Source organism: Embleya sp. NPDC005971 (genome assembly GCF_040629175.1).
In the GTDB taxonomy this organism is placed as follows: Bacteria; Actinomycetota; Actinomycetes; order Streptomycetales; family Streptomycetaceae; genus Embleya.
The window spans coordinates 156,794-171,625 of record NZ_JBEXUX010000008.1; the positions used below are offsets into that span (position 1 = coordinate 156,794).

A 14,832-nucleotide genomic window follows, 5' to 3' on the forward strand; every position below is an offset into this window, starting at 1 on the left:
ATGAAACGTTTCAATCGACGCGAACGAACGTACGACCCCGTAGCCGGACACGTCAAGGGCAGCCGTCGGCGCGGCCGCCGGGCCGCCCGGGTCCAGGCGGCCCGGCCGGCGCGGCGCCCGATCGGCTCACACCCGGGCGTGGGTGGTGATGTCCTCCTCGAACAGCTCGACCATGCTCGCGGTCACCGTGGGGCGGGACTGGGCGAGCGCGTCCAGGTAGTCGCGGGTGTGGGCGCCGGGTCCCTCGCCGCTCGCGGACTCGTCGAACAGGTCGCGCTCGAACGACGCCTGGGCGGCGATCCGGGCCGCGTGCCCGATGTCGGCGGGGGTGAGCAGCTCGCTCGCCGCCACCAGCGCGTCCAGGTCCACGTCCGGGCGCGCCGACGCGTACCGGGTCCACATCGCCCGCCGCGCGTCCGCGTCCGGTGTGCCCACCGGGATGATGTAGTCGAACCGCCCCGGCCGCAGGAACGCCGGGTCCAGCGAGCGCACCGAGTTGGTCGCGCACACCAGCAGCCGATCGCCGTGTTCGCGGAACGCCGGGATCAGCTTGAGCAGTTCGTTGGTCACCGCGTGGCCGGCACTGGGCCGGGCGTGCCGGACCGGCGCGATCTCCTCGACCTCGTCGATGAACACCACGATCCGCTCCAGCCGGGCCAGCCGCCCGAACGCCTCGCGCAGCGCGGCGGCCAGGTTGCCGCCGTCGGCCAGCCGCGAGGGCAGCAGTTCCACGAACGGCCAACCCAGACGGGAGGCGATCGCCCGGGCGAAGGTGGTCTTGCCGGTCCCGGGCGGACCGAACAACGCGATCGCGCTGGGCGGTTCGACGCCGTGTCGGAAGGCCCGCTCGGGATCCGCCAGTGGCAACACCACCCGCCGCTCGATCAGGTTCTTCTCCACCTCCATGCCGGCCACCTTCGACCACAGGTCGCCCGGCAACATCCGCCCGCCGAGCCGGTCCAGGGTTTCCGCCGCATGGTCGTCGACCGGCTCGACCTTCTCGAAGTAGGCCACCGCCGGCCGCCGTTCGTAGCCCGCGTTGCGCAGCCCCAACTCGCGCGAGTCCTCCTCGGGCAGCACGTAGGCGATCCGGCGCACCCGGTCCTCGACCAACCGGCGTTCCAGCGCGAGCAGCAGCGTACTGGTCAGCCCCAGGCCGCGCGCGGGGGGCGAGATGGCGATCCGCATCACCCAGGCCCGCCCCTCGGAGACCGTGGCCAGCGCCGCACCGACCACCGCGCCGTCCCGCCGGGCAACCACCGCCGGCTGTCGCGAAGTCAGCGCGTTGATGCACTCCGACAGCGAGAAGACCGACTCCTGGCCGAGTTCGGTCGTGGTGTCGATCAGGTGCACCACCGCCGCGAGGTCCTCCTCGCGATAGTCCTGTATGAGCCAGACCATGAACAGCTCCATCCGTGGATCGAGTGCCTCGACGAGTGGCACACACTAGGGAGCAGCGCCCTGCCGCGAATGCGTCGTTGTGTACAAGTACGCGCCCGAACTTGGTCATCCTGCGGATGGACACGTCACCGGGGACCTGCACCACGCGTGCGGGACGTATCCCGGTGACCACGCCCGAGGCCGGGGGCACAATGGCCTCGACCTCGTCCGCGCCGTCCGGCCCGCCCGGGCCGCCCGACCCCTACGGAGAACCGATGACCGTCTCGTCCGCGTCCGGCCCCGCCCACGCCTCCGGTGTCTTCCCGCTCGGCAGCGACCTGCCGGTGCACCGGCTCGGGTACGGCGCCATGCAACTCACCGGAACCGGTGTCTGGGGCGAACCAAAGGACCGCCAAGAGGCGATCCGGGTATTGCGCCGCGCCGTCGAACTGGGGGTGAATCTGATCGATACGGCCGACTCGTACGGCCCGTTCGTCAACGAACAACTCATCCGTGAGGCGCTGCACCCGTACGCCGAGGACGTGGTGATCGCCACCAAGGGCGGCTTCGCCCGCACCGGACCGGGCGAATGGCGCGCCCTGGGCCGGCCCGAATACCTGCGCCAGCAGACCGAACTGAGCCTGCGTCACCTCGGCCTGGAGCGGATCGACCTCTACCAGCTGCACCGGATCGACCCGCAGGTCCCGCTCGCGGACCAGCTCGGTGAACTCGGCGCGTTGCAGCAGGAGGGCAAGATCCGGCACATCGGCCTGTCCGAGGTCACCGTGGAGCAGTTGCGCCAGGCCCGGGAGATCGTCGAGATCGTCTCCGTGCAGAACCTGTACAACCTGGCCGACCGCAAGTCGGAGAGCGTGCTCGACTACGCGACGGCCGAGAACATCGCGTTCATCCCGTGGTTCCCGATCGCCACCGGCCAACTCGCGCGGCCGGGCGGTCCGTTGGAGCAGGTCGCCAAGGAACAGGGCGCCGCGCCCTCACAGTTGGCGCTGGCCTGGCTGCTGCACCGCTCCCCGGTCTTGCTGCCGATCCCGGGCACCTCCAGCGTCGCGCACCTGGAGGAGAACACCGAGGCGGCCCGAATCCGACTGTCCGACGAGCAGTTCGAGGCGCTGTCCGCCGCGGTCTGAGCCCGATCGCCGACCCGCCGGGTCGGCCGGAAACGATGTCGAGGGCGGCTGTTCGACCCGCGGGTCCGCGGTGTCGACGGCCGCCCTCGTCGGTATCGGCTCAGCCCGGTGCCGGGACGATCCGCACGCTCCACCCGTCCTCGATCTCGGCGCCGTCGATGGTGATCGCCTCCACCGTGCGCGACCTCGGGTCGATGTCGGCCACCACACCCTCACCCGCGTAGCGCGGATGGCCCGATGCGCCGACCTCGCCGGTGGCCTCGACCACCGCCGAGCGCACCGCCGGGCCCCGGGCGTCGGCGGCCATGTCCTGGTCGTTGAACGGGAAGATGGCAATCTCGAATCGTTCCATGCCCGCCCCCATGCCCCCACCCCCTCCGTCCCAAGCCACCCGATCGACGAGGTTGGCGGGCCTGAATACGGGGGGTGACCGGGGCCGGGCCCGAACGGGACCGGCCGCGCCCGGTGCCGCGAGCGTCCCGTCGCCGGGACCGCCGAGCCGATACGGCTCCCGGTCGCGCTCGACCGGGCACCCGCTACGAGGTCCCGGGAGACCACCGCCGACAACCCCGAACGCGCCGCCCTGATGCAACGGGCCATCTCGACCCACCCGCGCCACGTACTCGGTATCGACGACGCCGGCCGGGCAGCGAAACAGCAGGCTCTGCCGGAGAGCGTCGTCCCCATGAGGCGGATCGAATCCAAGTGAAGCCCCGAGACGCGCACCACTTCCCGGCGGTCACAACCCCGGCGGAGACCGGGCCGGCAGGCAAATTGGGACGTATATATGGGGGTAATTCGGACACTCCGCTATCGAGCGCATGACGCACGTCACATCACGCATACCGATGGTCAGGAACTCGTACGCAGCGTGAACCGAGTTTTCCGGAATTTCACCCATGGTGATTCCCCTATCGGCTCAGCGTGAGCAACTCGGGCACAATGCGTACCGCGTCCGGGACTTTAGGTCCCGATATTCCACGCTTACGTCCTGATTTTTCGGTTTCGGCGAATCGTGATGTTTGGTTCCCGGTCGGGGTGTGCGTAGCTTGGTGCTTCGCCACACCGGTCCGGTGCTCGGCGAAATGGTCTCCCGGTTCGCCGAATCCTGCCGCCGGAGCGAGGCCACGGTACGAAACCCGAAAGGCAGGAGCGGGGGAACCAAGTGGAATGCCGTCCCGGGCGTCTGTGACGCAGACGCCCATTCGGACGGCTTGGGGTGAAGCCGTGCCCGTCCCTCTCACGAGGGCCGAACACGGCCGGGCGAGACTCTCCAGCCCGAATCCGACAGCTCACTTCGTAGGCGTGGGAGAAGGAAAATCTTCGTGCAGTCGTTCAACACCCCTGCCCGTATGCCCAAGAAGACGCGTCTCGCGCTCACCCTCGGAATGGCCGGCGCGATCGTCGCCGCCCCGCTGATCACCGGTCTCGCGACCGCCAACGCCGCCTCCGTCTCCACCTGGGACAAGGTCGCCATGGGCGAGAGCTCGGGCAACTGGCACATCAACACCGGCAACGGTTTCTACGGTGGCCTGCAGTTCACCCAGAGCACCTGGAACGAGTTCGGCGGTCAGCAGTACGCCCCGCGTGCCGACCTGGCCACCAAGGACCAGCAGATCGCCATCGCGGAGAAGGTCCTCGCCGTGCAGGGCCCCGGCGCGTGGCCGAACACCTCCGGCCCGGCGGGTCTGACCAAGGGCGGCGCCAAGCCCGCCGTCTCGCCGAGCACCAAGGCCGCCGGCTCGGCCAAGACCTCGGTCACGGTGGCCCCCAAGGCCGCCGAGAAGCCGGCCGAGTCCGCGCCGACCACCGCCCCGGCCCCGAAGATCGAGGTCGTCCCGGCCGCCGCGTCGACCACCTCCTCGTACTCCGTGGTCAAGGGTGACACCCTGTCCAAGATCGCCGCGGACAAGGCCGTCACCGGTGGTTGGCACAAGCTGTACGCCGACAACCGCGCCGTGATCGGTGGCAACCCGGACGTCATCCAGATCGGTCAGAAGCTCAAGCTGTCCGGCAAGGCCAAGGCCGCCACCACCACCGCCACCGCCAAGGCCGAGGTCGCGCCGAAGACCGCGCCCAAGACCGAGACCACGACCACGACCACGACCACGTCGCAGGCCAAGCCCTCCGCGTCGGTGAAGGTCGCTCCGAAGACCACGGTCAAGGAGAAGGCCCCGGTCGCGACCAAGGGTGCCTCGGTCAAGGCCGGCAGCTCCTCGGTCAACGCCTCCGGCTACGTCGCTCCCGTGAGCGGCTCGCTGGGCACCGCGTTCGGCACCGGCGGCAAGCTGTGGTCCAGCGGCAGCCACACCGGCCAGGACTTCGTGGTCGGCACCGGCACCTCGGTGAAGGCGATCACCTCGGGCACCGTGGTCAGCGCCGGCAACGGTGGCGCCTACGGCAACGAGGTCGTCATCAAGCACGCGGACGGCAAGTACTCGCAGTACGCGCACCTGTCCAGCATCAGCGTTCGCGTCGGTGCCACGGTGAGCACCGGTCAGCAGATCGGCCTCTCCGGCGCGACCGGCAACGTGACCGGCCCGCACCTGCACTTCGAGATCCGCACCACCCCGAACTACGGCAGCGGCATCAACCCGGTCACCTACCTGCGCGCGCACGGCGTCAACCTCTGATCCGAGCGTCAACAGGCAGTAACCGCACGGCGACATCCGCCGTGCAGTAGCCGCAGCCAGGGCCGGGCCCGTCGACCACGTGTCGACGGGCCCGGCCCTTTTCCGCGCCCGGACCCTTTCCGCGCCCGGCCCGCGGTGCGGCCGGATCGATCAGCCGCGAGCCGGATACCGCTTGGGCAGCGGCAGTCCGCGCGCGGCCAGCAACTCCCGCAACCGGTCCGGGTAGTCGGTGATCAGGCCGTCCACGCCGTCGTCCATCAACTTGGCCATGGTCGCCGAGTCGTCGATGGTCCACGGCACGACCTTGATGCCCCGCGCGTGCGCCCGGGCGACCATCTCCCGGGTCACGTACGGACGGTAGTCGGGATCGGTCACCTTGCCGTTCTGCGGGAAACCGTGCACGGGCGAGAAGGTGCCGGCCCCGAACGAGGCGATCGCGCGCAGCGGGTCGCCGCCGAAGTCGTCGATGTCCAGGCCGCCCAGCCAGGGCGAGGCGCCGGGCTTGCCGACCTGAAGGAAGTCGTAGTTGGTCAACGCGACCAGCGGCAGGCGCGGTTCGACCTGGCGCATGCGCTTGAGCGCACCCCAGTCGAAGCTTTGGATGGTGACCTGGCGCAACAGCCCGGCCCGGCGCACCTCGCGCGCCACCGTCTGCACGAACTGCTCGCGCGGCGCGGTCTCCTGGGGCGCGCCGGCCTCGACCTTGGTCTCCACGTTGAGCTTCACGCCGTGCGCGTGCCGACGCCGGACCAGGTCGAACACCTCGGTGAGCAGCGGCATTCGGGCGCCGGGCGAGGTGGTCTGCGTGGGGAAACCGGGGAACTGCCGCGACCCGCAGTCCAACGTGCGGACCTGGGCCAGGCTGAGCGTGTTGACGTACTTGCCGACGTAGGGGAACTCCGGGTCGCCGGCCCGCACCGGTGCGGTGTCGGCGCACTTGCGCCCGTCGACCTTGCGGTCGTGGGTGACCACGGCGCGGCCGTCCTCGGTGATCTGCACGTCGAGTTCGAGGGTGGACACGCCTACGTCCAGGCCCTTGGCGAAGGACGCGAGCGTGCTCTCCACGGTCAGCCCGAGACCGCCGCGGTGTGCCTGGAGGTCGAAGGACCCGCGCTGGTTGCCGCCGTGGCGGTCCGCCGCCGCGGCCGTTCCCGGGGCGGCGACGATGGCGGCCCCGGCCAACACCGCGGCCGTGACGGTCTTCCATCCGGACATGGACGTCTCCTTCTCGCTCCGGTCGACGACGGTCGAGCGTCGACGCCCACACCCTGACCCGCGCGACGTGATGCGCGGGGGGTCGGCTCGTGGCGGGCAGGCGAAGAAGAGACGAAGAAGCGGCGGGGCAAAACCCCATCCGGTACCGGAAGACGCCTTGCCGGTAAGGCCGTTGGGCAACCGCGGCCAAGGCCCGGACAACCGGCGGAACACCGACGGCCGGGCGCCGGGCGAGCCGACTTCGGCCCGCCCGGCGCCCGACTCCCGACCGCGGCTTGAGAACACCTCATCAAGCCCGGCCGGTGCCCGATGCCAACCGGTTCACCGGCGGTACAGCACCGCCTCCGGCGCCGCCGCGCTCAGCGTGACCGACTTCGGACGGACCGGCACTGCCCGCCCCGGTCGGTCGTCCGCGCCCAGCAGAAACGCCCGGTTGACCCCGTTCACCGTGATCGTGGAACCGGGGTCGACCCCGGCCACGGTACGAATCGCGACCACCTCGACGATGTCCGACGCCCGCGTCCCGTGCGGGAGTCGGACCGTGGTCGCCGCCGGGTCGTCACGCTGCAACGACCAGTCCACCCGCGCGCGGTCCGAGCGGTACAGCGTCGGATCGCCCTTGATCCGCACACCGAGCGCGACACCGTTCCAGCCCGCCGCGCCGGGCGGCGGCGCCGAGGTGGTCTTGCGGATCACCGCGTACAGGTAGTCCTGCGGGTCGGCGATCAGCGTGGTGGTGTCGGCCGGCGGATCGGCCACGACCCGGCCCTCGCGGCGTACCTCGGCGGTCATCACCGGGTACACCCACGGGTGACGGTCCACCATCTCCTCGCGCGCGGTCTTCTTCGGGTCGACCAGCCGCTCGACCGCCGCCGGCGCGAATCGCATCGGATTGTCCACGACGTCGCACAGGTTGTTGTTCAACGTGCAGGTCTGGAGCAGCGGATGGCCGTCCTCGTAGCGCCCGGCGAACAACTTCGTGCCGTGGTCGGGCGATTGGAAGTAGGCCGTGCCCGGCACCGCCCTGCCTCGTGCGTCCACCTCGACGCGGTAGGCCCACTCTATGTCGGTGGTGCGGCCCCAGCGGGCCATCAGCGCCGGCGTCGAGGTGCCGCCGTCCTCGTTGCTCCACACGATCGTGTAGGTCAGCACCCGGTTGCCGGCGGTCGCCGCCGGGGCCTCCTGGTACCAGGCCAGCACCGGGGTGTCGGAGATCGCGTTCTGGAACGGGCCGGTCGCGCCGCCGGGCACGCCGGGGATGCTCCGCCCGTACAGGACCGGCGCGTTCGCGGCCACGGCGTGCTCGCGCTCCCCGGTGCCGATGGTCTCGGTACGCAGCCGCGAGACCCGCACCACCGAGCCGGCCGCCGAGGACCGGTCGGCCGCGTAGCCCAGGGTCAGCCGGTGCCGTCCCTTGCGCAACGCGCCGAGCGCGAAGCTGCGCTCGGTGGGCGTGGACCCGAAGACCACCACGTCGCCCGCGGGTCGGCCGTCGACGCTCAGTTGCAACACCGCCGACTCCCGGCCCGGGGTGCCCCAGTCGATGCCCGGCGCGGCGACCGTGAGCGTCACCAGAGCCTCGCCGTCGCGCCCGGTCCGGAACGGGACCACCACCGGGCGGCCGTCCCGGTGCACCCCGAACGTGCCGTGCGAGCCCGCCGATCGCTCCGACTCGGCGGCGTGCGCGGCCGGGATCGGGCCGGCCAACAGGACCGAGACGGCGAGTGCGGCGGAGCCGGCGACTACGGATCGGCGCAGAGCATGGCTACCGGAACGAGCGAACACGAGCATCCCCCGAAGAGCGTCGTCGAGCCTGACCCGCCCACCGTGGCCGGCCGGCGGGGCGCGGGCCAACCCCCACGCGGGCAAATTCCACCAACCGTCATCGGCGGGCCCAGGTCCCGACACGCAACGGCCACGAAATCGCCGATCCGGCACGCCCGATGTCCGATTCGTTCAAGATCCGCGACGATCCGCCCGTTAGCGTCCGGGCATGACGTGGATCACGAAGGACATGGTCGAGCGGGCCGAGCGGTTCCTGTGGACGTCGGGGCGGGTCCTGGAACAGCGGCGCTTCGCATACCTGTTCGGCACACCGGTCGAGACGGCTCGGGCGCCCGGGCCCACCGCGGACGAACGTGCCGGTGTGCTCGACGCGCTGCACGCGTACCGGACCTCGGACGGCGGCTACGCCTACGGCCTGGAGCCGGACGTGCGAGGGCCGCTGCCCCAACCGGCGACGTTGCGTACCGCGATGCCGATCCTGGCGGAGACCGAAGCGCTGCGCGGCCCCGAGTCGGCTCGGCTGTGCGACTGGCTGGCGGGCGTGACGACCGAGGCGGGCGGGGTGCCGCCGGCGCTGGCGAGCCTGCGCGACTACCCGCACCCGCCGTGGCTGGTGGTCCCGGATCCGCCGGTCGCGGGCCTGATCCCGACCGGCTGGATCGTCGGCCCGCTCCTGCACGCCGGCGTCGAGCATCCGTGGTTGACCCGGGCGACGGAGTATTGCCGTACCGCCGTCGAGGAGTTGCACACCACCCACCCGTACGAGGTGGAGGCGGCAGTCACCTTCCTCGACGCTCTCCCCGATCGGCCCTGGGCCCGCCGTCGGGCCGAACGACTGGGCGAACTGGTCCGGGAGCAGCGGCTCGTGCTGCTCGACCCGGCGCATCCGGAACGGGCCCGGCTGGCCCCGGGCTACGCCGAGGGCGAGTATCACCTGCCGCACGACTTCGCGCGGCGCCCGGACAGCCTGGCCCGGGGCTGGTTCTCCGACGCCGAACTGCGGGCGGGCCTGCGCGCACTGGCGGACGCCCAGGAGGACGACGGCGGTTGGCCGCTGCGCTGGGCCGAGTGGTCGCCGACCGTCCGGGCGGAGGCGCGTCCGGGCCTGACCGTCGAGGCGCTGACCATCCTACGGGCGTACACGGAGGCGGTGCCGCCGACGGCCGGTTGAGTCGAGGCGCCGACCCCTGGGACACGCCGAGCCCGGGACACATCCCCACACCGCGACACGTACCCCATCCGACGTGCACATTTCGCATCCGGACGATCACAGCGCGTAAGGTCGCCAGCGTGACGCCTCTGGATCGCCGCAGCGCGCTGCGGCAGCTCGCCCGGGCCGCCGCGCTGGGTGCGGTCGGTGCGGTCGCGAGCGCGTGTGGCGAGGATTCCCCGCACGCGTCCATGCCCGCACCCACGGCGAAGCCGGTCGGCGCCGATTCGGCACCGGCCGTCGGCGCCGTTCCCGAACCGCCTCCGCTGCCCGCCGATCTGCCGTTCCAGGTCACCTCCGGACCCCGTGATCGCCCCCAGGTGGCGCTGACCTTCCACGGTCAGGGCAGTGCGGAGATCGCCGGCTCGATGCTGGGCCTGATGGAGGCGGCCGGCGCGCGCGGCACGGTCCTGGCGGTGGGCAGCTGGCTCGACGAACAGCCGCAGATGGCGCGCCGGGTCCTGGACGGCGGTCACGAACTGGGCAACCACACCATGCATCACGGCGACATCTCCTCGATGTCCGCCGATCGCACCTACGCCGAGATCACCGACTGCGCCGACCGGCTCAAGCGCCTCACCGGCTCGATCGGACGCTGGTTTCGGCCCTCACAGGCCAAGGACTGCACGCCCACCGTCGTCGCCCAGGTCCGCCGCGCCGGATACGCGCACTGCCTGGGCTACGACCTGGACTCCCTGGATTTCACCGATCCCGGCGCCGCCGCCGTCAGCCGTACCGTGCTGACCGGGGTTCGGCCGGGCTCGGTGGTCAGCCTGCACTTCGGACACCCGGGCACCGTAGCCGCGCTGCCCGCAATCCTCGACGGCCTACGGACCCGCGGACTGCGGGCGGTCACGATGTCGGAGCTCGTCACCTGATGACCACTCATCCCTCCCCCACCCGTCGCCGTCCCGGCCCGGTCGCCCTGTTCCTGGTGGCCTGCTGCCTGGTGGCGTCCGCCGCGTGCGCGTCCTCTTCGGACGGCACGGCGAAGCCCTCCCCCAGCACGTCCTCGATCGCCCCCGTGCAACCCGCGCCCGTCCCGGCCGCACTTCCGGCGCCGGAAACCGCGAACCTGCTGCCGGGCATGCCGCCCCCACTGGACCCGCACGATCTGTACGCCGCCGACCGCCCCGGCATGTTCTCGGACGTGGTCAAGGACTTCCCGTCCCGGGTGTACGTGCCCAACACCGAGTCGAACACGGTCAGCGTGATCGACCCGAGCACCTACAAGGTGATCGAGACGATCAAGGTCGGCCACCAACCACAACACGTGGTGCCGTCCTGGGACCTGAAGACCCTGTGGGTCAACAACGACCTGGGCGACACGCTGACCCCGCTGGACCCGGCCACCGGCAAGGTCGGCACGCCGGTCCCGGTGGACGACCCGTACAACCTCTACTTCACGCCGGACGGCAAGTACGCGGTCGTGATGGCCTCGATGGACCGCCAGTTGGTCTTCCGCGACGCGCACACGATGGCCGTGGTCAAGGCCGTGCCCAGCGAGTGCGCGGGGGTCAACCACGCGGACTTCTCGCCCGACGGCAAGTACTTCATCGTCTCCTGCGAGTTCTCCGGTGAGCTGCTCAAGGTGGACACCGCCGAGATGAAGGTGCTGGCCAAGCAGAAGATCCCGCTGTCCGGCTCGATGCCGCAGGACGTCAAGATCTCCCCGGACGGCAAGACCTGGTACATCGCCGACATGATGTCCGACGGCGTCTGGGTGCTCGACGGCGACACCTTCGGCAAGCCGACCAAACTGCGCACCGGCAAGGGCGCGCACGGCCTGTACCCGAGCCGCGACTCCAAGAGCCTGTACATCTCCAACCGCGGCGAGGGCTCGATCTCGGTACTCGACTTCGCCACCGGCGCGCTGACCGCCAAGTGGCACCTGCCCGGCGGCGGCAGCCCGGACATGGGCGGTGTCTCCGCCGACGGCAAGGTGTTGTGGCTCAGCGGACGCTACGACGCGGAGGTATACGCGATCGACACCACCGACGGGCACCTGCTCGCCCGGATCCCGGTCGGCGTGGGCCCGCACGGGTTGTGCGTGTATCCGCAGCCGGGCCGGTACTCGCTCGGCCACACCGGCGTCTTCCGCTGACCCCCGAAGACCCCTCGCCAAGGGTGGGCGGCGGGAGGCGCATGCCCCTCGCCGCCCGCTCATTCCCGGCCCCGCACCTCGGTCAGGCCCGGCCAGCGCTCGGCGAGGTCCGCGTCGGCCGAAGGCAGGCCGAGCTGATCGAGAACACGCATCACGACGTGGTCGACCAGATCCTCGATGCTGCCCGGGCGATCGTAGAAGGCGGGCATCGGCGGCACGATCCGGGCGCCCATCCGGGCCAGCGCGAGCATGTTCTCCAGGTGGATCTCGCTCAGCGGCGTCTCGCGCGGCACCAGGACCAGCGGACGCCGCTCCTTGAGTGTGACGTCGGCCGCGCGGGTGATCAGATTGTCCGCGAAGCCGTGCCGGATCGCCGCGAGCGTCTTCATGCTGCACGGGACCACCACCATGCCGGTCACCGGATACGAGCCGGACGAGATGGTCGCCCCCAACTCGCCGAACTTGTGGGTCACATCCGCGAGTTCGGCGAACTCACGAGCCGAGTAGGGGGTTTCCACCTCGATCGTGGAGCGGGCCCAGGTGCTCAGCACGAGATGGGTCTGCACGTGCGGCAGTCGGCGCAGCACCTCCAGGAGGCGGACGGCGATCGGCGCGCCGGTGGCGCCGGTGACCCCGACGACGAAACGGGTGGGGGATGCGTTCGGCACGACGATCTCCTGATCCGACGGATCGGCGGTGGGGGAAGCGGACAGGGGGACGGGAGGGGGCGCAGCGGACGGGAGGGGCCGGCAAGCCCGTCCCGAAGCACGGCACGACACCACAGGCACGGCACCACAGGCCCCGCGCTACAGCGGCAGTACGCCCGCCCAGCGCCGGCGCAGCGCCTCGCGGGACGCGTCGTCGAAGCGGTTGGCCGCCGGGTAGTGGTCCTTCCACGCGAACGGCTTGCACGCGTCGATCAGCACCACCCCCATCGACAGGTCGCCCGCCGCCCGCTTGTCCGGGGACAACCGCGGGTCGATGGCGGTGGTCGGCGCGCGCAGCACCTGGATCGACTCGGACGGGTCGACCCGGGTGAACATCGCCCACAACACGTGGTTGATGTCGGTGATGTCGATGTCCTCGTCGACCACCACGAAGTAGCGCTCCATGCCACCGGTGCGCTTGCGCCCGAGGGCCGCGAACAGGGCGTGCATCGCGTCGCCGGCGCCGGTCTGCTCGATCGAGACGACCATCATCAACTGCCGCGCATAGGCCCACACGCCCTTGATGTTCTGCACACCCGAGGCTTCCAGGTGATCCCAGGTCACCGACGCCGAGTACAGCGGCACCGCCTGGTCGCCGGCCGGCACGGTCGGCAACATCGGCGGGGCGCCCAGGATGATCGGGTCGTCCCGGTGCAGGATCCGGGTGACCCGGACCACCGTCTCCTGTCCCGAGTGGGTGTAGTAGCCGGTCCACTCCCCGAACGGACCCTCCAGGGCCGATTCCTCTTCCACCGGCGGCAGTTCGCCCTCGATCACGATCTCCGCGTGCGCCGGCACCGGCAGCTCGCTCCCGGGCGGGAGCAGCACCTCGACCCCCTGTCCGCGCAACCCGCCGGCCAGGTCGTATTCCGACATCCCGGCCGGCGCCGCGATCGCCGCGGCGGTGGACAGGATCGGGTCCTGGCCGACCACCACCGCGATCGGACAGGTTCGGCCCCGCGCCCAGTACTTCTCCGCGATCGCCCGGGCGTGCCGGTTGCCCAGCATCCACAACGACAGCCGGTCCCGGCCCTGGACACATGCGCGGTAGGTGCCGATGTTGACCCAGCCGGTGTCCGGGTCGCGGGTGATCACCATGCACGCGGTGCCGATGTAGCGACCACCGTCCGCGTCGTGCCATTGCGGCGCGGGGAAGATCCCGAGGTCCACGTCCGCACCGACCAGCACGTTCTCCAGTACCGAACCGGTGTCCACCACGACCGGCGGGATCGGCTCCAGTCGCCTGCCCAGGTCCTTCCAGGCCCGCACGATGTCCAGTCCCGCGGTGTCCGGCGGCAGACCGAGGGCCACCGCGGTACGCGCCGGCGTACCCATGAAGTTGGTGAACACCCGGAACCCGGCCGGGAATCCGGGGATGTTGTCGAACATCAGGGCGGGTCCCTCGCGCTCCGCCATCAGCTCGGTGATCCCGCCGATGTCGGTGTCCCGGTCCGCGCCGTCGACCCGACGCACCTCGTCGGCACCGAGCTGCTCGGTCAGGTGGTCGATGTAGTGCCGAAGATCCTTGAATGCGCTCATGGCCACGAGCATCCGAATCGGCCCGGGGCGGCGGCAACGAGTGTGGGCGCGGATGCCGGATATCGCCGGAGCTAGACTCCGGATGTGTGGAATACCTCGATCTGCAGCTTCTGCATGCACTGAAGATCGACGGACGGGCTCCGTTGCGCCGGATCGCCTCGGTACTGGGCGTCTCCGATCAGATGGTCGCCCGCCGGTACACCCGGCTGCGCGAGAGCGCCGGGCTGCGTGTGGTGGGCCGGCTCAATCCCCGGCCGGTCGGGCAGAGCGTGTGGGTACTGCGACTCCAGTGCGTACCGAGCGCGGCCCCGGGTCTGGCCCGGGCACTGGCCGAGCGGTCGGACACCCGTTGGGTTCGGCTCGCCTCGGGCGGCACCGAGATCATCTGCCACCTGGTCGTGGCCGGTGCCGGCGACGACGACCGGGACGCGCTGCTCCTGGAGCGGATCCCGGCCGGCCGTCGGGTGGTCTCGATGACCGCGCACCGCCTGCTGCGGATGTTCAAGGGCGGCCCGAGCACGTGGGACGGTCCGGCGGTGGTGCTGGGCCGGGAACCGCTCGACGCGGCACAGCAGGCGGCGCTCGCCCCCGCCTACCCGACACCCGACGCCCGGGCGGCGCCGCTGGAGTTGACCGACCTCGACCACGTCCTGCTCGGCGTGCTGAGCCGCGACGGCCGGGCCTCGCACGCCGCACTGGCCGCCGAGGCCCGCTGCCACGAGTCGACGGCGCGCCGCCGGATCACCCACCTGCGCACGGCCGGGGCGCTGTTCTTCGTCCTGGACCTCGACGAACGGCTCCTGGGCAACCCGGCGACCACCGCGATGTGGATGTCGGTACGCCCCGCCCATCTGGCCGGCACCGGCGCCGCCCTGGCCGGCCACCCCGAAGTGGCCTACGCGGCGGCCGGCACCGGCCGTACCAACGTGCTGGCCACGGTCCTGTGTCCGGACGACGAGTCGCTGTACACCTACCTGGCCGAGCGCATCGGCGCCCTGCCGGGCATCGACGCGGTGGAGACCGCGCCGATCATCCGCACCCTCAAACGCACCGGCAGCCTCACCCGGCACGGCCCCCGGACGCCCGGTTCCGTGCCGGGCGGCTGAGGCCG

At 71.2% G+C, this 14,832-nt stretch carries 12 protein-coding genes and 1 riboswitch; of the genes, 6 read left to right on the forward strand and 6 right to left on the reverse strand.

The features are described 5' to 3' along the window. Positions 1 to 126: 126 nt before the first annotated feature. The gene (locus ABZ374_RS10615; RefSeq protein ID WP_360309164.1) at positions 127 to 1,401 is read right to left on the reverse strand and encodes an ATP-binding protein; all 1,275 of its coding nucleotides are present in this window, start codon (positions 1,399 to 1,401) and stop codon (positions 127 to 129) included. A gap of 254 nt (positions 1,402 to 1,655) precedes the next feature. On the opposite strand from ABZ374_RS10615, the gene ABZ374_RS10620 reads away from it, so the two are divergent. Further along, complete coding sequence (locus ABZ374_RS10620; protein WP_360309166.1) at positions 1,656 to 2,528, forward strand: aldo/keto reductase; 873 nt, start codon at positions 1,656 to 1,658, stop codon at positions 2,526 to 2,528. A 100-nt stretch (positions 2,529 to 2,628) separates the two neighbouring features. On the opposite strand, the gene ABZ374_RS10625 is transcribed toward ABZ374_RS10620, so the two are convergent. Then, positions 2,629 to 2,835, reverse strand: a complete 207-nt coding sequence (locus tag ABZ374_RS10625) for a hypothetical protein (RefSeq protein ID WP_360309266.1) — start codon at positions 2,833 to 2,835, stop codon at positions 2,629 to 2,631. A gap of 782 nt (positions 2,836 to 3,617) precedes the next feature. Further along, positions 3,618 to 3,849: riboswitch (cyclic di-AMP (ydaO/yuaA leader) on the forward strand. A 31-nt stretch (positions 3,850 to 3,880) separates the two neighbouring features. Here ABZ374_RS10625 and ABZ374_RS10630 point away from each other — a divergent pair. Next, complete coding sequence (locus tag ABZ374_RS10630) at positions 3,881 to 5,161, forward strand: transglycosylase family protein (protein ID WP_360309268.1); 1,281 nt, start codon at positions 3,881 to 3,883, stop codon at positions 5,159 to 5,161. A 150-nt stretch (positions 5,162 to 5,311) separates the two neighbouring features. Here ABZ374_RS10630 and ABZ374_RS10635 read toward each other — a convergent pair whose 3' ends face one another. After that, the gene (locus tag ABZ374_RS10635) at positions 5,312 to 6,376 is read right to left on the reverse strand and encodes a glycerophosphodiester phosphodiesterase family protein (protein ID WP_360309168.1); all 1,065 of its coding nucleotides are present in this window, start codon (positions 6,374 to 6,376) and stop codon (positions 5,312 to 5,314) included. Between the two features lie 321 nt (positions 6,377 to 6,697). Further along, the gene (locus tag ABZ374_RS10640; protein ID WP_360309170.1) at positions 6,698 to 8,161 is read right to left on the reverse strand and encodes a hypothetical protein; all 1,464 of its coding nucleotides are present in this window, start codon (positions 8,159 to 8,161) and stop codon (positions 6,698 to 6,700) included. A 208-nt stretch (positions 8,162 to 8,369) separates the two neighbouring features. On the opposite strand from ABZ374_RS10640, the gene ABZ374_RS10645 reads away from it, so the two are divergent. From ABZ374_RS10645 to ABZ374_RS10655, 3 genes are all read left to right on the forward strand, one after another. After that, positions 8,370 to 9,332: a hypothetical protein gene (locus ABZ374_RS10645; protein ID WP_360309172.1), complete on the forward strand. Its 963-nt coding sequence runs from the start codon at positions 8,370 to 8,372 to the stop codon at positions 9,330 to 9,332. Positions 9,333 to 9,451: 119 nt separating this feature from the next. Then, positions 9,452 to 10,249, forward strand: a complete 798-nt coding sequence (locus tag ABZ374_RS10650; RefSeq protein WP_360309174.1) for a polysaccharide deacetylase family protein — start codon at positions 9,452 to 9,454, stop codon at positions 10,247 to 10,249. A 209-nt stretch (positions 10,250 to 10,458) separates the two neighbouring features. Next, positions 10,459 to 11,475 carry a YncE family protein gene (locus tag ABZ374_RS10655; protein ID WP_360309270.1) on the forward strand — a complete coding sequence of 339 codons (1,017 nt, stop codon included), beginning with the start codon at positions 10,459 to 10,461 and terminating at the stop codon, positions 11,473 to 11,475. Between the two features lie 59 nt (positions 11,476 to 11,534). Here the strand turns inward: ABZ374_RS10655 and ABZ374_RS10660 are convergent, their stop codons facing one another. Next, positions 11,535 to 12,143, reverse strand: a complete 609-nt coding sequence (locus ABZ374_RS10660) for a UbiX family flavin prenyltransferase (RefSeq protein ID WP_360309176.1) — start codon at positions 12,141 to 12,143, stop codon at positions 11,535 to 11,537. Between the two features lie 138 nt (positions 12,144 to 12,281). After that, positions 12,282 to 13,721 (reverse strand): UbiD family decarboxylase, encoded by a 1,440-nt coding sequence (locus ABZ374_RS10665; protein ID WP_360309178.1) that lies wholly within the window; start codon positions 13,719 to 13,721, stop codon positions 12,282 to 12,284. Positions 13,722 to 13,807: 86 nt separating this feature from the next. Between ABZ374_RS10665 and ABZ374_RS10670 the strand changes: the two genes are divergently transcribed. Next, positions 13,808 to 14,827 (forward strand): Lrp/AsnC family transcriptional regulator, encoded by a 1,020-nt coding sequence (locus ABZ374_RS10670; protein ID WP_360309180.1) that lies wholly within the window; start codon positions 13,808 to 13,810, stop codon positions 14,825 to 14,827. Positions 14,828 to 14,832: the final 5 nt, after the last annotated feature.